This window comes from Porphyromonas gingivicanis JCM 15907 (genome assembly GCF_000614585.1).
GTDB classification, from domain to species: Bacteria; Bacteroidota; Bacteroidia; order Bacteroidales; family Porphyromonadaceae; genus Porphyromonas; species Porphyromonas gingivicanis.
On sequence record NZ_BAKX01000006.1, the window covers coordinates 73,562 to 92,264 of the forward strand.

The 18,703-nt window shown below is 42.0% G+C and carries 13 protein-coding genes; 6 read left to right on the forward strand and 7 right to left on the reverse strand.

Annotated elements, in window-relative coordinates; all coding sequences use genetic code 11:
* Positions 1-42: 42 nt before the first annotated feature.
* Together JCM15907_RS07170 and JCM15907_RS07175 are read left to right on the forward strand one after the other, a co-directional pair.
* Entirely contained in the window at positions 43-2,136 is a 2,094-nt protein-coding gene (locus JCM15907_RS07170) for an Ig-like domain-containing protein (RefSeq protein ID WP_025843285.1), read from the forward strand.
* A gap of 118 nt (positions 2,137-2,254) precedes the next feature.
* Positions 2,255-3,409, forward strand: a complete 1,155-nt coding sequence (locus JCM15907_RS07175; protein ID WP_025843286.1) for a sensor histidine kinase — start codon at positions 2,255-2,257, stop codon at positions 3,407-3,409.
* Positions 3,410-3,687: 278 nt separating this feature from the next.
* Here JCM15907_RS07175 and JCM15907_RS07180 read toward each other — a convergent pair whose 3' ends face one another.
* Positions 3,688-5,052: a trigger factor gene (locus JCM15907_RS07180; RefSeq protein WP_025843287.1), complete on the reverse strand. Its 1,365-nt coding sequence runs from the start codon at positions 5,050-5,052 to the stop codon at positions 3,688-3,690.
* Positions 5,053-5,687: 635 nt separating this feature from the next.
* On the opposite strand from JCM15907_RS07180, the gene gpmA reads away from it, so the two are divergent.
* Positions 5,688-6,434 (forward strand): 2,3-diphosphoglycerate-dependent phosphoglycerate mutase, encoded by a 747-nt coding sequence (gene gpmA / locus JCM15907_RS07195; RefSeq protein ID WP_025843290.1) that lies wholly within the window; start codon positions 5,688-5,690, stop codon positions 6,432-6,434.
* A gap of 12 nt (positions 6,435-6,446) precedes the next feature.
* Complete coding sequence (lpdA, locus tag JCM15907_RS07200; RefSeq protein ID WP_025843291.1) at positions 6,447-7,799, forward strand: dihydrolipoyl dehydrogenase; 1,353 nt, start codon at positions 6,447-6,449, stop codon at positions 7,797-7,799.
* A gap of 89 nt (positions 7,800-7,888) precedes the next feature.
* Here lpdA and JCM15907_RS12365 read toward each other — a convergent pair whose 3' ends face one another.
* From JCM15907_RS12365 to JCM15907_RS07220, 4 genes are all read right to left on the reverse strand, one after another.
* Positions 7,889-10,519: a hypothetical protein gene (locus tag JCM15907_RS12365; protein ID WP_148297485.1), complete on the reverse strand. Its 2,631-nt coding sequence runs from the start codon at positions 10,517-10,519 to the stop codon at positions 7,889-7,891.
* 929 nt (positions 10,520-11,448) lie between these two features.
* The gene (locus JCM15907_RS11270) at positions 11,449-12,393 is read right to left on the reverse strand and encodes a universal stress protein (RefSeq protein WP_242396857.1); all 945 of its coding nucleotides are present in this window, start codon (positions 12,391-12,393) and stop codon (positions 11,449-11,451) included.
* Complete coding sequence (locus tag JCM15907_RS13445) at positions 12,390-12,542, reverse strand: hypothetical protein (protein WP_242396858.1); 153 nt, start codon at positions 12,540-12,542, stop codon at positions 12,390-12,392. Before JCM15907_RS13445 ends, JCM15907_RS11270 begins: the two co-directional genes overlap by 4 nt.
* 360 nt (positions 12,543-12,902) lie before the next feature.
* Entirely contained in the window at positions 12,903-13,181 is a 279-nt protein-coding gene (locus JCM15907_RS07220) for a DNA-binding protein (protein WP_025843293.1), read from the reverse strand.
* Positions 13,182-13,598: 417 nt separating this feature from the next.
* Here JCM15907_RS07220 and JCM15907_RS12370 point away from each other — a divergent pair, with 417 nt between their 5' ends.
* Together JCM15907_RS12370 and JCM15907_RS12375 are read left to right on the forward strand one after the other, a co-directional pair.
* Complete coding sequence (locus JCM15907_RS12370) at positions 13,599-14,567, forward strand: DUF3078 domain-containing protein (RefSeq protein WP_051522430.1); 969 nt, start codon at positions 13,599-13,601, stop codon at positions 14,565-14,567.
* On the forward strand, positions 14,564-15,058 hold the full coding sequence (locus JCM15907_RS12375) for a hypothetical protein (RefSeq protein WP_051522431.1): 495 nt from the start codon (positions 14,564-14,566) through the stop codon (positions 15,056-15,058). Before JCM15907_RS12370 ends, JCM15907_RS12375 begins: the two co-directional genes overlap by 4 nt.
* A gap of 135 nt (positions 15,059-15,193) precedes the next feature.
* Here the strand turns inward: JCM15907_RS12375 and JCM15907_RS07230 are convergent, their stop codons facing one another.
* A complete protein-coding gene (locus JCM15907_RS07230; RefSeq protein ID WP_025843294.1) occupies positions 15,194-16,282 on the reverse strand; it encodes a hypothetical protein in 1,089 nt (362 codons plus the stop codon).
* A 13-nt stretch (positions 16,283-16,295) separates the two neighbouring features.
* A complete protein-coding gene (locus JCM15907_RS07235) occupies positions 16,296-18,509 on the reverse strand; it encodes a hypothetical protein (protein ID WP_148297486.1) in 2,214 nt (737 codons plus the stop codon).
* Positions 18,510-18,703: the final 194 nt, after the last annotated feature.

The following is an 18,703-nucleotide window of genomic DNA, read 5'->3' on the forward strand; positions in this document are numbered from 1 at the left end:
CGGATGTGCTAAGCAAGCTCTCCCGAGGGGGGACCTTACGACATGATTCCTCCGAAACTTATCCGAAGTATTCCCTCCAATGAGGCTATTAACATAGTCTCCAAAAAGATAAAACTACGCTTCAATGAGAATGTCAAAGTAGAGAAACAAAACGAAAAGGTCTTCTTCTCTCCTCCACAACAGACTCCTCCGCGCATTTTACATGGTACGGGCAAAACAATAACTATAATCTACGAAGATGATCTCAAACCCAATACGACCTATACCATCAACTTTACAGACGCTATTGTAGACCTCAACGAAGGCAACCCTTTAGAGGGTTTCGTCTTTGCCTTCTCTACGGGTTCTTCTATAGATACTTTACAGATACGAGGGAAAGTAATTGATGCCCAAAGTTTGGCACCTGTACCCGACATTTTGGTAGGAGTACATCATGATGGAAGCGATACTCTTTTCCAGAAACGTCCGCTACTTCGTGTAGCTCAGACCGACAACGAAGGCTCTTTTGTCATAAGCCATCTCGCCCCCGGAGCGTACCGACTTTTTGCACTAAACGACTTAGACCACTCCTTTAGTTACAGTCAACGAAGTGAAGGATTTGCTATCTCCGAGCAACTGGTTACAGCCGCACCTCCTCTGCACAAGCCCGAAGCTCCGCAAGAGTTGGACAAAGAGATAGAAAAAGTATCTACAGATACTCTTTCCCAGCAAGGAGTAGATACACTGACTGCAGGAGTACCCGCCATTAGTTCCATTGATTCGACAAAAATAGAGGGAGATTCTGTTTCCGTAGAGTTCCAAGATAGAGAATCTAACCTACTACTTTATTCGGTAGACCTCCCCAAGAAACAATTCTTGCAAAAGAGCAGTCGCCCCGATTCTCTGCGCCTTGTTTTCACATTCAATACACCCATAGAGGAATTACCTCAAGTCTCTTTACTCCACCCCGATATTGAACAAAAGCAATTATCACTACTACAACTCAATACCGAGCGAAAGGAAATAACCTATTGGTTAGGCGACCCCTCTGTCTACCAGCGAGACACATTAGAAGTACAAATAAACTATGCAGCCACCGATTCCTTGGAACAAGTTTATACGCAAATAGATACTCTCTCGCTCGCACATCGCAAAAAAGAGAGGCGCAGTAGACCATCGCTAAAAAAGTCTAAAGCCTCCGCCTCAACTCCTACCGGGGATTCCATACGCCTTGACAGTACGAAAACATCACTACGGTTAGTGAGTGTGGAGCAGAAGAAGTTGGAACGCTGGTATAAGGGTTCGACACAAGATACTGTACAAATCTTCATCACCGAGCCCATAGCCCAAGTAGATAGCACTAAAGTACATCTATATTCGGTAAAAGATAGTATAGAAACGCCCGAACCCTTTACCTTGGGAAGCGTTCCCTACGATCCTTGTGCTTTGCACCTACTTACCAATTATCAATATGGGACGAATTATAAATTGGTAGTAGACTCTACAGCTATTCAAAGCATATATGGTGCTATGAGTCGCAAGGGAGAAATTCTTTTCTCAGTGGAGAGTGAAGAGAAGTTCGGAGCTTTGCAATTCACTTTCCCCGAATTACCTCAGGGCGGAGATCTCTACATTGATTTACTGAACGAAAAGAACGAAATACTAATTACCTTTCCTCTCAAAGATAGTACTCTATATATCAACAATCTACCCCCTGCGAACTATTTCGCACGTATGTGGGTAGACCTGAACAACAATGCCCTTTGGGATCCTGCCTCCTATCCGAGCCGAAAAGCAGAACCTGTCTATTTCTATCCCCAAGCGCTATCTGTACAGGCTAAGTTTACCTCTGAGGAGACTTGGCTATTCAACAAACTCCCACTTCAAAAGCAACGCCCATCGGGCTTGCAAAGCCCCTTCAAAGAGAGTAAGAGTAGCCAACAAGGAGGGAGTAAAAAGAATCTGAACGAAGAATACATTCAACGCATGCGAGAGCGATATGGAGATAAATGGAATCCCTCCAATAGAGATCGCAAGATATTAGGTCTACCCTCCGAGCCGAGGAAAAAGCACAACGAGAGGCAGAGAAGAAAGAGCACAAGAAAGGAGAACCATCTAAAGAGGAGAAACCGACAGAATCCAAGAAATAGTCATTAGAGCTATTAGTCTCTACACATAGGTATCTTTCTCTACAAAATTCTCTACAACAAACGCATAATGTGATAATGAACGACAAGCTCTATTCAGAAAGCTTCGCCGACCGCTAAACATTCTGTTGGCTTTAGTCGCCCTTATTGTAGCCACGGTGCCGATATTACTCTCCCAAAAGCTACATAAAAGGCTGGTTGCTGAAGAGCGTGCCAAGATGGAGCTCTGGGCTTCCTCGACAGAGGCCTTAGCAAGCAATGAAGCCGACGCTTCGCTCAATGTATTACTCTCTATTATCCGTTCCAACAAAACGATACCCGTTATCCTCTGTAACAAGGCGGATTCTATCATTTCTTACAACAACATAGAACTTAAACAGGGAGTAGATACTCTCCAAAAGCTGTCGCACACACTAACGAACTTCAAGAAACGTTACCCTCCTATCGTTATCGACTTGGGCGAACAAGGGCGACAATACCTCTACTACTCCGATAGCTCTACGCTCCAAGAGCTCTTTATCTTCCCTTCCATTCAGATATTCATTTTCATCTTCTTTGTACTCATCCTCATTATTGCTTGGTATCTGGCACAAAAAAATGCTCAAAATAAACTTTGGATAGGTCTATCGAAAGAGACGGCACACCAATTGGGTACCCCCATCTCCTCACTAATGGCATGGACAGAATTGCTCCAAGGAGAACTCCAAGATGTAACTCCCATAGATGAGATGAACAAAGATATAGAGCGACTGCAAACCATAGCACATCGCTTCCAAAAGATTGGTTCTGCCCCACAATACGAAGAGCGTAATATAACCCACGATATAACCCAAATAGTCCAATATATGGAACAACGCATCAGCAAGGGGGTAACTATCTTTTTAGATGTACCGAAGAAAGATGTTATTCGCATCAAGCTAATCCCTTCTTTGTGGAGCTGGGTTATCGAAAATCTCATCAAAAATGCAGTCGATGCTATGAAGGGAAAGGGCGAGATAACTATTACTTTAGAGCAAAAGGGCAAGTATGCCCTAATAGATATAACAGATACAGGAAAAGGAATCCCTCCCAGAGATCGGCGCAAAGTATTTCACCCCGGATTTACTACTAAGAAGCATGGTTGGGGATTGGGGCTGTCGCTGGCTCGCCGTATCGTAGAGGTTTACCACCATGGTAGGATAACTATACTCCGAAGCGAAGTGGGTATTGGTACTACTTTCCGTATAAAACTTCCCTTAGATGGAGAAAAAAGTGTCTCTCTCTGGCATTACAAGCGCAATTAACTCTCTACTCTTTCCTAAGGGAGACCCTATTTCCCTCTTTCATACTCCCTCTCTATACTTTTCCGTACCCCTATTCTGAAAACCATTCTGAAAAGCACTATCATCGCTATTCAAAAGATACTTACAGACCTTCCAGTGTATTGACTAAAAAATTGGAGAGGTCTTAAAAAAGAATTCCTTCTGCTCCATTTCGGAAACAGAAGGAAACTCTTCCACTTTATCAGTAAATAGTATGAAAATGATGCTTATTCATCAAGCCCCATAAGGACTTCTACAATTTAGGCTTCAGAGGGTTGAAAGAGTGCATCAAACTCGTCCATAGAAACCTCTTTTTCTTCGAGTGTAACCTTATCAAATAAATTGTCTGCCAATAGACGGATAAGAGCATTCAATTCAATTTCAGCACGCACATTACCCTCTTCTAACTGGCGTTTAGCAATATCGTCAATAAGATTCTCGGGAAGACCTCCGTAACCAAAGCTCGCCATACGGGCTGCTACAGTACGACGCATCTCTGCAAGTACATCTTCTTCTGTAAGCTGTACCCCTTCTTGCTCTGCCAAAGAACGGATACCTGTAGTAAGTACTACATAGTCTACAATAGCCTTGTAGCTCTCTTCGGTAACCTCTTCTTCTTTATTGTTTTTCTGTACCTCTGCAACGAAAGGACGGAAGGTTTCATCATCAATAATGGGTTGTCCCATCTTCTCCTTGATAAACTCTACAAGAGCATTGACAAAGAGGTTACGAGAGGCTTTATCCAACTCTTCTGCACGCATCTTAGCCAGCTCTTCACGATACGCTTTTTCGTCCTTAACGTTGGTATCTTCTCCAAAAACCTTCTTATAAAGCTCTTCGCCTAATTCAGCAGGTACAAAGTGATTGATAGTAGTAACCTCGAAATTAAAATCTCCCTTATGTGCCTCAGCCTCTTCTTTAGAAAGTTTCAACATACTAGCAAGGAGAGCAATCTCTTCACCATCGGCCTTGAAAGGATTGAAGCGAATTACTTGATTGATATTCGCATCGGCAAACTTAGCCTTCTCTTCTTCTGAAGCAAAAGTAGAGGGGAGCAACAAAACTTCCTCTACACGAAGCCCACCCTCAAGAGGAGTACCATCTTCGGCAAGCTCTACGAGCAAACCACGCATAGAGTCCTCGGCAGTAGCCTTCTCAGTTTGCTCCATTTTTCCATAGCGACGACGCATTTCTTCGTCTACCTTATCAAGCAGGGCATCGTCCATTTTCACTCTATGGAAGGGAAGTTTTACCGATTTATCAATGGTTATATTTACGTCGGGAGCCAATGCTACGCGGAAAGTGTACGAGAAGTTGTCGTTCTTCTCCACATCCTGATCATGGGGCATCATTACAGGGTTACCAATGTAAGAGACCTTATTCTCCTGAAGTGTTTTGATGAGCGAGTCGCCAACAAGTTTGTTAAGCTCCTCTGCCTTCACAGAAGCACCATATTTCTGTGCAATGAGTGCCGCAGGTACCATACCTTTACGGAAACCAGGCATATTGATTTCTTTGCGCAGTTTACGCAAGCTCTTCTCTACCGAAGCAGCATAATCTTCCTTTTCAAGAGAAATCGTAATAACTCCTCTGCGGGGTTCTTCTGTTACAAACGTACTATTCATCTTTTATCTCTATTGTAAAATCTTTTTATCCTATGTAATTCACAAATGTACAAGGCACAAAGGTAGCACAAATCCGCTTGGTGTACAAATCGAATATCCAAAGGTTAGAAGCATATATATTCCTAACGCAGAGAGATAAGTAAGAGAGAGTGAGAGTAGAAGTTAAGACAGAAAGTAGAGGAACTCTGCACCTCGCTTTTTGGGAAGGCTTCTCTCGACCCAAATGGTCTCTTAAAAGTATTCTATAATTGCTTACAAACATCCATCTCTTTAGGGTTAATCCTAATGCCACAAACCTTCTGTGCAAACTGCCGTAACTATAACCCTTTTAGCTCAAAGGATTATAGGTTACAAAGCTATCGTTATCTAAGGAGCATATATGCCCTTTGTGTAGGAAAATAAGAAGTAGTAAGAAGCAATCTTATCAAAGGAGAAGGGAGAAAAAATAAAGTAGAGTATTCCTAAGGAAAAGTCTTTTTCTTCCTTCTTGGCGAAACAAATAGTTGTTACAATATGAAATAGAAGAAGAAAGACCTTCCGAGGAGGGTTCTTAACGTTTGCACGGGAAGAGAGTAGGTAAGGGGATAGAAAAAGCGTATCTTTGCCTTGTAGATAAATCAATAAATGAATAAGCTATGAAACGTTTAGTATTGTTACGCCACGGAGAAAGTGTGTGGAATAAAGAGAATAGGTTTACCGGATGGACCGATGTAGATCTTTCAGAAAAGGGAGTAGAAGAGGCACATAAAGCTGGCAAGTTGCTCCGCTCTGAAGGATTTCGTTTTGCTAAGGCTTATACTTCCTACCTCAAAAGAGCCGTAAAAACGCTCAATGTGGTACTTGACGAAATGGATTTAGACTGGATACCCGTAGAGAAATCGTGGAAACTTAACGAAAAACACTACGGAGAGCTTCAAGGGTTAAATAAATCAGAAATGGCGGAAAAATATGGAGACGAGCAGGTACATATCTGGCGTCGTAGCTATGATGTACCCCCTCATGCAATGGAAAAGGAAGATGCCCGCTCTCCTTTCTCAGATCCCCGATATGCAGGTGTACCAGCAGAGTGTTTGCCCCTTACAGAAGCCCTTAAAGACACCGTTGAGCGTATCCGCCCCTACTGGGAAGAAGTAATCCGCCCCGATGTGCAAAAACAGGGAGAAATCATCATCGCAGCCCATGGCAATAGTTTACGTGGCATTATCAAAATCCTAAAAAACATCTCGGACGAAGACATTCCAGCTCTAAACCTTCCAACAGCTGTACCCTATCTTTTTGAATTTGATGACAATATGAATTTGGTAGCAGACCGCTTCCTCGGAGACCCCGATGAGATACGTGCGTTGCAAGAGGCTGTAGCTAACCAAGGCAAAAAGAAATAAAATCAACAGAAAATGCTATACGATGTAATTATTGTAGGCGGTGGTCCTGGAGGGTACACCGCTGCTGAGCGTGCCGCTCGTCATGGTCTTACAACTCTTTTGGTAGAGAAGAGAGCCTTAGGAGGAGTATGCCTCAATGAGGGGTGTATCCCGACAAAAACCTTGCTTTACTCTTCTAAAACGTGGAGCAGTGTGCAGACAGCTGGTAAATATGGTATCGAAGCCGAGGCTAAGCAGTTCTTAATGGACAAAGTAAGCGCGCGTAAAGGCAAAGTTGTACGCAAGTTAGTGGCTGGAATTAAGGCTAAGATGACCGCAGCAGGAGTAACTGTTGTAACAGAAGAAGCTGTGGTACAACCCAAATCGGCAGAAGGGTATCCCGTCCAAGTAGGCGAAGAAACCTACATAGCAAAGAACCTTATTCTTGCTACTGGTAGCGAAACTGCCATTCCTCCCATTCCCGGTTTGGACTCTATCGAGTACTGGACAAGCCGAGAGGCGTTGGAAAGCAAAGAGCTACCCCAATCTATCGCCATCATTGGTGGTGGAGTAATCGGTATGGAGTTTGCCGCTTTCTTTGCCAAAGTAGGCGTAGAAGTACACGTTATCGAGATGCTTCCCGAGATTTTGGGTGGTATGGATAGCGAGATGGGGGCTTTACTTCGTGATGAGTACTCCAAATTGGGCGTTAAATTCTACTTGGAACACAAAGTAACAGCTATATCTCCCGAGGGCATTACCGTAGAGTTCGAGGGCAATAGTAGTTGCATTGCCACCGAAAAAGTGCTTTTAAGCGTAGGTAGGCGTCCCGTAATAACAGGCACAGAGGCTTTGGGTCTCGAAATGGCAGGCAGAGGCATCAAAGTAGATGCACAGATGCGTACCTCACAGCCCAACGTATATGCTATCGGCGACATTACAGGCTTCTCCCTGTTGGCACATACCGCTGTTCGAGAAGGAGAGGTAGCCGTAGATACCATTTTGGGCAAGCAAGTGGCAATGAGCTACAAAGCTATCCCGGGCATCATCTATACCCACCCCGAAGTGGCTGGAGTAGGGAAAACCGAAGATCAACTACGCAACGAAGGTATCTCTTACCATAAGCATCAATTACCTATGGCTTTTGCAGGTAGATTTGTGGCAGAAAATGAGATGGCAAATGGACTTTGCAAGATATTGCTCGATGACAATGGGTATATTTTGGGAGCTCACATCATCGGAAACCCTGCCAGCGAATTGATTGTTACCGTTGCCGTAGCTATAGAACATGGTATCAAGGCGCACGATTTAGCAGCTGTGGTATTCCCTCACCCCACCGTAGGGGAAATCATCAAAGAGGTTATCGAATCACCAGAAGTAAAATAAGTCCGAACCATTGGTCGTGAGCTTTCAAAAAGAGGGCTGTGGCAAAACTAAATTTGCCGCAGCCCTCTCTTTTCTCTTTAGGATTTTACTTACTTCTTAAACACTTTCACGCCATCTACGATGTAGACTCCAGAAGGCAGTTGCTCAAACGGGATATTGAGTTTAATCCCAAGTAGGTTGTATATGCCACGATAAGCAGGCTCTTCCAGGCTAATGCGTTCAATAGCGTCTGGTTTGCTGGGCTTTATGACAATCTTATTGGTAATGATATTGCCAGATGCATCACATACGGCATACTTACTTTCGTTAAATACCGCCCCTGCTGGTTCGGTGATTTCACAGCCCTCGAGCGTGAGTGATACCAAATCACAGATGGAACCCTTCGTACCTTCTGCGGTTACAGTTGCATTTTTGATGGTAAGATGCTCCTCGCTATCTCCTGCTATACCATATGCACCTTGGGCTTCTACACGACAGCCATCAATAGTAAGAGGAGCTTTAAGCAGGTAAATTGCACAAGACTTGACTGATGCCACGGAAAGCGTTCCTCCGCCTGTAATAGTTGTATTTTCATGAGTGAGAATAGAAGCAGAAGGGGACGAGAGACTGCATGTTCCTTTGACTACAATGGTAAGATTTTCTACTCTTGATTCGATGCATGTTCTTTCTATCTCAATCGTTGCATCTTCCAAGGTGAGGGTGTTACTACTCGGGTCGTACTTGACCGTTCCGCTAACGCCATCAATAACGGAGAGGTCGTCGCAATTGTCCGACGTTACTCCAACCCCTGCTATCTCGAGATTGTATTTAACTGTGGGCTTTATGACAATCTTATTGGTAATGATATTGCCAGATGCATCACATACGGCATGCTTACTTTCGTTAAATACCGCCCCTGCTGGTTCGGTGATTTCACAGCCCACGAGTGTAAGAGATGCCAAGTTGATGATTGAACCCTCCGTACCTTCTGCGGTTACAGTTGCATTTTTAATAACGAGTTTAGCGTTGCTCGACTCATTGAATCCCGAGATGCCACTCTCACCTTTAGCATCTACACGGCAACGATCAATGATAAGAGTGGCACCTTGATCCAAGTTAATACGGCCCTCTTTCGATTCAAGATAAAGCTCTCCATCTCCCGAAATAGTTGTATTCACCCAAATATTAAGCGGAGACCAAGTGGTGGACGATAGTTTACATGTTCCTTTGACTACAATTGTAAGAGCTACAACTCCCTTTCTTGCGAAAATGCAGTTTTTATCATCTCCTACATCAATTGTTGCATTATCAAGGGTGAGAATCTTACTACTGGGGTCATACTTTACTGTTCCACTAACACCCTCAATGACGGAAAGGTCGTTGCAATTGTTCGACGTTACTCCAACCCCTGCTATATCGAGGTCGTATTTAACTGTGGGCTTTATGACAATCTTATTGGTAATATTGCCAGATGCATCACATACGGCATGCTTACTTTCGTTAAATGTCGCCCCTGCTGGTTCGGTGATTCCACAGCCCTCGAGCCTGAGTGATACCAAATAACAGATGGCACCCACCGTACCTTCTGCAGTTACGAATGCGTTTTTAATAACGAGTTTAGCATCGCTCGACTGATAGAATCCCGAGATGCCAATCGCACCTTTAGCATATATACTGCACCCATCAATGGTAAGAGTGGCACCTTGATCCAAGTTAATCGAACAGCTCTCGTTCGATTCAAGATAAAGCTCTCCATCTCCCGAAATAGTTGTATTCCCCCAAATATTAAGCGAAGACCAAGTGGTGGAAGCGAGTCTACATGTTCCTTTGACTACAATTGTAAGAGCTATAGCTCCCTTTCCTGCGAAAATGCAGTTTTTATCATCTCCTACATCAATTGTTGCATTATCAAGGGTAAGCGTATTACTACTCGGGTCGTACTTAACTGTTCCACTAACACCCTCAATGACGGAAAGGTCGTTGCAATTGTTCGACGTTACTCTAACCCCTGCTATCTCGAGGTCGTATTTAACTGTGGGCTTTATGACAATCTTATTGGTAATATTGCCAGATGCATCACATACGGCATGCTTACTTTTGTTAAATGTCGCCCCTGCTGGTTCGGTGATTCCACAGCCCTCGAGCCTGAGTGATACCAAATAACAGATGGCACCCACCGTACCTTCTGCGGTTACAGTTGCATTTTTAATAACGAGTTTAGCATCGCTCGACTGATAGAATCCCGAGATGCCACTCGCACCTTTAGCATATATACTGCACCCATCAATGGTAAGAGTGGCACCTTTATCCAAGTTAATCGAACGGCTCTGATTCGATTTAAGATAAAGCTCTCCATCTCCCGAAATAGTTGTATTCCCCCAAATATTAAGCGAAGACCAAGTGGTGGAAGCGAGTCTACATGTTCCTTTGACTACAATTGTAAGAGGTGCACTTTCCTTTTCTGCGAAAATGCAGTTTTTATCATCTCCTACATCAATTGTTGCATTATCAAGGGTAAGCGTATTACTGCTGGGGTCGTACTTAACTGTTCCACTGACACCATCTATCGCAGAGAGGTCGTTGCAATTGTTCGACGTTACTTTAACCCCTGCTATCTCGAGGTCGTATTTGGTCTGCGCTTTTGCCATGAAAGGCATTGCAAACATTACAATGAACAGCGTAGCTATCGCCACGGACATGTTCCTTAGTGAAAGATTTTTCATTTTATTGATTTGTTTCATTATTGTTTGTTATTAAAACCAGATTACCAGAAAATAAAGAACACAAGAGAGACTTTCTTTTGCAAATTTACATAGCTTTCAGTTAAATAGCAAAGTTTTGCTTTTTTAGAGTAGGTATTTTCTCGTAATAAGAGCAACGCCCATCAAGAAAAGTGTTACCTTCGCGGACAAGAAGAAAAAATAGCATTAAAATATCATCGATATGGTAGCCGTATTATTTCCTTTTGTATTAGTAATGTTTGCAGTATTTACTCGGAACAATGCTCTATCGATGCTCTATTTTTGTCCTAACAAGAAGAGGATATCTCAGAGAATACTCTATTATCTTCTAAGCTGAGAGGCTTTTCGAGCGTAGCTCTCTCGTAAACCGTAGAAACCTCACTGTATGATAGGAAACAGTGAGGTTTTTATGTATGTAAAAGTTGATTTTTAGGAGGGTTTAGTCATAATTCCGTATATACAGAAATATTTTTGCGTATATACGGATATTTTATTGCGTATATACGGATATTTTATTGCGTATATACGGAGTTATTTCTACGTATATACAAAGATTTTTCTACGTATATAAAATCATTTCTTTGCCTATATAGAAAAATTTCATGCTGTATATAGAAAAAAATCTGCGCTGTATATAGAGCAATCTCTATACTTATGTGCAGAAAAATCGTCCAATTTATAGAACAATTTGATAAAAGATTGTTACTTTCAAATGCTGTTATCTGGAAATTGATAAATAAATCCGTAAGCGCTATCGCATAGGGTAGCAAGGTTCAGGAGAAATAAAAAATACTGCGGCAAAATTCGATTTTGCCACAGCATCCTTTCCTATGTATTTCTAAACTATGTTTCTTAGAGTCCTCCTACTCAGTTCGGCAATAGAGATTTTCAAACCCGATTTTGAGGCGTAGGAGGTGTTATCTCCCCTCTTAACGCCAAGAGCTACTATGCATCACGAGCAGAGGCGTGCCAGCATGGAAGAGCATACGACGTGCCATACCGGGGTTAAAGAAGCGAGCAAAAAGGTTACGACGATAAGTGTTCACCACCACCAAACCAATCTTCTTTTCAGTAATAAAGGTGTTTAGAGCTTCAGAGAAATCTCCTTCATCGAGTTTAGAGAACTCAATCTTACTATTAGGATAGTGTACCCTATGATACTCGGTCATAGCTCTAAGCTCCAAGTCGCTCCACTCTTTGGCAGAACGAGAGATGTTGAAAAGGCGGTAGTTCGGAGTATTAGGCTCCATCAAATGCATCATACGATCGAACAAAACGAAATCTCGTTGATCAAAACTGGTAGCAACACCTACATTTTCAATCTTAGCGAGATCGGTAACTTGTGTCTCTTCTGGTACAATGAAAACAGGCACCTTAGCTCTATCAATAACTTCTGCAGCAACAGAACCTATCAAATCATCGTTGCGACGAGACTTCCCTCTCGTACCCATAACGATAGCCATTGGAGGAGCCTGACGAGCAATGGCAAGGATAATATCTTCTGCCACACCACCACGCACCATAGATTGGAAAGTAACTTTGGGTAACTCCCCTTTTTCGATATGTTCTTGAATCTCTTTTTCCAACTGTTCCATCTTTTTAATAGCATGTTCCAGTTCTCTATGCGTATTGAGCTCGGCTTTAGAAGGCACAGCTTGCACTTCTCCAAAAAACATAAGCGGAGAGGTAACTATCTGATTATAGCAGGCATGTAGCAAGATTACTTCCAAATTGCGACGAGCAGCAAAATGAAAAGCAACAGCTACTACGTTGGGGGTAAAATCACTAAAATCTACGGGGACCAACACATAAGGCACAGCACCAAGAGGCTTACCCTCTACATAGTTGTCCAATGTATTGAGTTCTTCCTTCACTTCGTGCGATGCCAATTACTATCTTCTATCAGCCCGAGTGCTTTAGGTAAATCGCTCTCTTTGATACGCACACGCACCCCTGCCGAAACAACGGGTAAAAGCTGGTTCACATTCTGAAGAAAAACCTCGATACCCTCAGTTTCAAGCATTGTTTTCAGTATCTGGCTTTCTCAAAAGTATGAATAGCCAACGTTACTAATTTCTCTTCTTGGTTAGGTGAGGAGTTATTGAATCCCTCTTGTGAATCTTTTTTCATAGCTAACGTCTCCTTTAGATTTTGTTGTTTATATTCAAATCCTTTCGCTTGAGGAAAGGGAAAGAGGTAGCGAATGAACTCCTTGGAGTAAACTCCTTCAATCAAATGGAGTATCGTTCGGAAGAGAAGCATCTCATACTTTTTAGTACAAGAGATTATTTGTAAAAAAGAGTTTCACAAACCCTCTATTAATTTTAGGGAGCGGTGAAACTCTTTTATTTATTTGCCTTGGAGCAAAAAAGAAGAAGTCTGTTTACTCGTTTTCTTGCTTCTTTTCACAGCCTTCTATCTCCGCAATGATTTCCAACGCTCTATCCAATATAGTTGTATCATCAATTTCTACGATGCCCCCGTCTGGACCAGGCTCTATATGGATACCAGCACTACGACCATCTTCGTAGTTGTCTCCACCGAAATAGTTCCGTACGGTTTCTACTCTGAGCCCCAATTCTTCTGCGATACGCTGTGTAGCTCCATCGGGAAGCCTATCCTTAATGCTTCTAAGTTCGTTAAATGTGATTGTCTTAGCCATATTCCAATCTTTGTTGTTTATAGGGTTTGTAATTATAGATTTCTTGTTCGTGCCTCTAAATTAGTCCAAATATCTGTATTTTCCAAACAATCAGACTTAAAAAAAATATTCTTTCAACACTGTTTTTCAACGTACATTAACAAGGAAGAAATATCTCCCCAACAATCACTTCCATTTAATATAAGCAACTAATTTCTGTGAGAAGAGCAGCGCCTCTTTCCTTATTCTACCTAATAGACACTGCTCTTTTGCAGACTTTCTACATGCTTTTTCGAAACGACCCGACAATAGCAATGCCTAAAAGCGACTTCCTACCAGTAACTTTCTATCCTCCAAGAAACAAGTTTTGAGCTTAAGAGGGGAAATAATTACCTTTGTTTCATATACAAAAGGACTAATGTTAAAACTATTTCGTCTATGAATATTATTTACTCGTTACGTTCACAAATTCGCATCACGCTACTAATCTTTCTTTTAGTTCTAACACCCCTTACAGCATCGGCACAGTATGAGGGGGGGATAGAGGTAGAGGGTATTCCTCTACAAGGAGAGGAAATGGAGCTCTATACCTCTGATTATACAATGCCGATCACTACCGACACAGATAGTATACGCCATAACCAGCCAACAGAGATAGAAGAGGGAGTAGATGTCATATTGGAACGTTTGCGCAATAGAAATCAACCACTATCCCATACCACAGCCTATACATCATGGCTTCCCGTTTGGCTTACTATGCCTCTCTCTACCTACATGGCAGATATTACTCACATAGAAAAGCCTCTTTTTTCTGTTCCTAACATTACTCTTCAAAGCAACCCTTCAAAACAGCAAAAAATCCTTTTTGAAGAAATTATTGAGGGCAACAAGATGGAGTTACAGGCACTTCGATGGCTACAAAACCAAAGACCAGAGTTAATTCAAGAAACAGAGAGCGACCTTTTGGCTCATAAGATAGAACACGTTGTGATAGCTCCCAGCGAAGCACAAATCACTCTGTCCGAACCTCCAAAGCCTACTGTACAAGACCCTCTTAGAGGTATCAAAAAAATCTTATTGCCTCGCCAATACTGGTCTTTCGGATGGAACAGTGTACTACAATTCTCTCAAGCCTATATATCGCCCAACTGGCACAAAGGTGGGAATAGCAACTTTAACCTATACAATCGTCAGCTATTCAAAGCAGATTACAAAAAAGAACAACTCTCTTGGAACAATGAACTTGAGTGGCGATTGAGCGTTTTTACAAGCCCTGCCGATACAGTTTCTCGCTATCGTGTAGCCGATGATCTTCTCCGTCTACGCTCCAATATAGGATGGGAGTCTCCTCTTAAAAACTTCTTCTACACACTTGATGCGGAGGTACGTACCAATTTTTCAAAATGAGAGAAGAAAATAAAACCAAGATTCTGTCTGACCTTTTTTCTCCCGTAATTACCACAGTGGGAGGGGGGATAAAGTATGTATACGAACACAAATCGTCCACCTACTATGGTCGCAAAGTGCGCTTAGAAGTAAACTTCGCCCCAATAGCCTACGACTTGCGATGGACATTAAATGGAAATATGGATTTGACTCGTCATGGATTTAAGAAAGGCGAACGTATCTATAGTGCCGTAGGATCTATGTTCCGCGCCAATTTGGACTTCGATATAACTCAGTCTTTTGCATGGCGTTCGCGTCTGTACTACAATACGAGCTACAAGCGCATCGAAACAGAATGGGAAAATACTTTCATATTTGCACTTTCGAAGTATTTCTCTACACGTCTCAACGTACACCTTCGCTTCGACGATGCTGTACCCAAAACACTTGAAAATCCCTACCGAATACAGATCAATCAACTATTCAGTTTCGGTATAGAAATGAATATTTAGACCTTTTGTAACACGAGGTTTCTTGCTGTGTACGAACAGTAAAAAGCCCCTCTCCTTACGAAAGTGGCTATACACACAGTGAGGTCTCACAAAAAGGCTTTTTGTTGCCTTTTTGTGAGACCTCATAACAAAATTTTAATGAGTAGGGATAAACACCTTAACAGGCTTTGCTCCTGTAACAACTACAAATAACAATCCCGAAGGTAGGTTGGGAAGTTCGCACTTGCCATTCACCAGTTGTCTCTCAACAACACGCTCTCCAAAAGAGTTAAATACTAAAACCTCTCCTTTCTCTCTCTGAGGGTGAACTATTGTTACATCATGTCCTTTTTGAGAAAGTTCCAACTCTATATTTTGATGGGTTCCTATTGTTTCAACTGCATTTATCTCTTTATTGTCGTACAAAAAGTCTACATACATATACAGCGTAGATTGAAAAGCCAAATAACCTACCGTGGCAAGAGTTTGAGTAGGAGTATGGTACATCTCCCACATATTACTCCCTACATTAATGCCTCTATCCTCGAAGCCCTGCTCTTTAAGCCACTTCCAGACAGCACTGACTTTTGGTACTTTTAGGCGTTCCCAAGAAGAGGCAATAAGTGTTTTGCGATAAAGTTGGTTTCTGGAGTTGAAGGTTAGAAGAGTCACGGGAAAATCCATATTCTGATTGAGAAAAGCCTCTATCCCGACACGATACTCTTCAGAAACATTGGGGTGCATATCCCAATAAGTTGAGGTAAATAGTTTTGAGCCTTTTTCTGTGAGAAGCGGAGTAATCAATTCACGAGAACTTCCCCAAGGCAAATCTATTGGGGGCATCACGAGAGGTACCTCCTGCTTCACTTCAACGGTAAAGGTAGCTTTCCCAATCGGAGCAGTCAAATCCGCCTGATCATTAGTGCCTGGCACTGCCTTATACGCGGTCATTGTCAACTGAGCTGTTCCAACAGATTTAGCAACAAAAGTATTTCCATTGGCTTTTACTATACTCGCATTATCGCTCTCGTAACGAATTACGTAACGCTTCTTTCCTGACACGTGATCCACCATTTTGCTACTGTACTCCTTAATAGGCATACGGTATAGAGAGCCTACAGGAATCACACAATGCTCCACCAAGGGAATAATGCGCTCTGTATTTTGCTCTTGAGCCATGGCAATACAAGAGAGATAAGAGACGAACAATGCCATCATCAAAGTTTTAAGAACATGTTTTTTCATAGTTTTCGAGATATTATAATTGGGGAACTATTATCTTTTGTGCAATACACTCTCCTCTACTACTAATAGCTCTCACCACATAGCAAGCTCCTTCTGTGAGAGTATCTGGATTGCAGACAGAACCATCCAAAGCATATACAGCAACGATACGAACTCCATCGGGAGATATCAGTTTACCTTTCTCTACCGTAAAGAAAGTATCTGTAACTTCAACCGAACCAATAGAAGAAGGTTTCCAAGAACCATCTCCAAAAGGCAAAGGAAAACCATCGTTCTTACCTTCAAAAATTTGCCATGGATAGAAGTCTCTTCCTAAATTAAGCCCCTTCAAAAGAGGCTCACCTTTCATCTCTTCCGTAGTCAAAGGCTCGCCAAGTGGATTTTCAGAAGGAGAATAGAGATCACTACTATAATAGCAATGCTCCAACTTGAAAACTTGCGAAGCTTCCACAGCTCCTATAGTAATGGGATAAACCTTTTCTGCTCCCTCTACAATACCTGCATTGTAACAATAGGTTACTGTAACTGCCGAGCGAATGCCAGGATATAATAGCCCAACTATCCCACATACGACAGCCTCATCACTTGATATTTTTCCTGTATTAGCACAGTCCTGAATAGTTAATGGGGCATCTTCTACATATCCAACAATACCAGAAACTTGCCCTCTTTTTGCATAAACAGACCCCATATTAACGCACTTAGAAATAGTTGTTCCTTGTGCTGCATTTACGGCAAGTATCCCTCCTGCTCCTATTGAGGCGACAACATCAATTGAGGCAGAAGTTGTACAATTCTCTATTGTAGAGGGAGCCTCAAAAGCACCACAAGCAATTCCTCCAGCATAGGGTTGCTTAGTAGCAGTTACGACAACACTTTTCTCCACATGACAATCCGAAATATGTGAACCCATAATAGCCGCAGCGATACCAGCTACAACAGCATCGGCTTGGATATTACTATCCGACAAAGTAAGATGTTCAATGCGTGCCTCTTTTAATATTCCAAACAAAGCAACCCCTATGTAGTTCTTTCCGCTAAAGTTAAGGGTCAACTTACTAATCTTATGCCCTCCACCATCATAATAACCACTAAAAACACGTTGGTCTGTTCCTTGAATTCCAAAGTTCGTTCCGATAGGTACAAGATTTTTGTAATCCGACATATCAATATCGGCTGTTTGTTTGAAATACTTTCCAGCAAAACTATTCCTATCTTGATCTACTGCAGTAGACAACTCCCAGAGATGTTCAGGAAGACTCATTAAGTAAGGAGACTCTTTACTACCATCTCCTCCGCCAAAAACATAAACTCCTTGTTGGCGTATAGCTGTAACACTAAGCAATAATTCAGCAGAAAGTTGACCAGAGACAACTAACAAAGAGGATTGGAGTCTACCCAAGGAAGAGGGAGTACAAGTTATTTCCAACTCTAAAGTTCCAGAAGCCTCTTGAGGAGTAAAAGTGTTTGGCATTACAGAAAAAGTCTCTTTTCCAGCTTCCGCAATGCTAATGGTAATAGGTTGATTCAAAAGATTCTTGTAGGCAAGCTCAACTTTCATTGTTTTACTTGCTCCCTTGTAAATTTCTCCAAAGGGTAGTTCCGAGTCACTGAAACTCAACATCGGCTGTTCAGGTTCTTCTGCTTCACAATCCGTAATAACGAGATTATCTATATTGAATGCCGAAGAAAAACTTTTTCCTGTCTTTAAGTCAAAAGAAGAATAGTCTGCACGAATAATCCGTATAAGCCCCTCTTCGACATTAACACGTCTGGACAATTTAGCAACCTCCATTGTTGGAGTAAAAGAGTTTCCTACAGGACTCCAGGTAGCACCCCCATCTTTCGACACTTCCAAGACCCAAGCAATCTGAGATTTCTCATGAGCTTTATAAGCACGATAATCAAAAGATACAGTACCAATCCCTCCTGGTTTATTCTCTTTCAATTGTAAATAGGGGTACTCTTTCATAGAAGCCTTCTCCCCATAGATACGTGCCGAGCCTTTACCATCTACATAATCATTAGCATCTCCATTGCATCGTAGCGAATAGCTCACCCATTTTAAGTTGTTGAGAGTCAGCTCCAACCTCTTATGTCGGTCGCCGATAGCCTTCTTAGCATCCTCAAAATCATAGCTCCAATTCTGGTTCTCCTGAGCACACAATTGCAACGAACAGAAAAGAAGCAAGCACACAAATAAAAATAAACTAGTAACTTTTTTCATTTCCATTGAAAATCTTTTAAGAGATAGTAATAAGAGGTTCTATAAATCACTTTATACCATACTTCGCTTTCAGAACCTCGTTAGACCAGCGTTAGTACAGCTCTACAAAGGCTCAAAATTAAAACAACTTCTCGAATTATAAAAGTATTTTACACACAATACGACAAAATAAATAAAAAACCATGCACAACAAG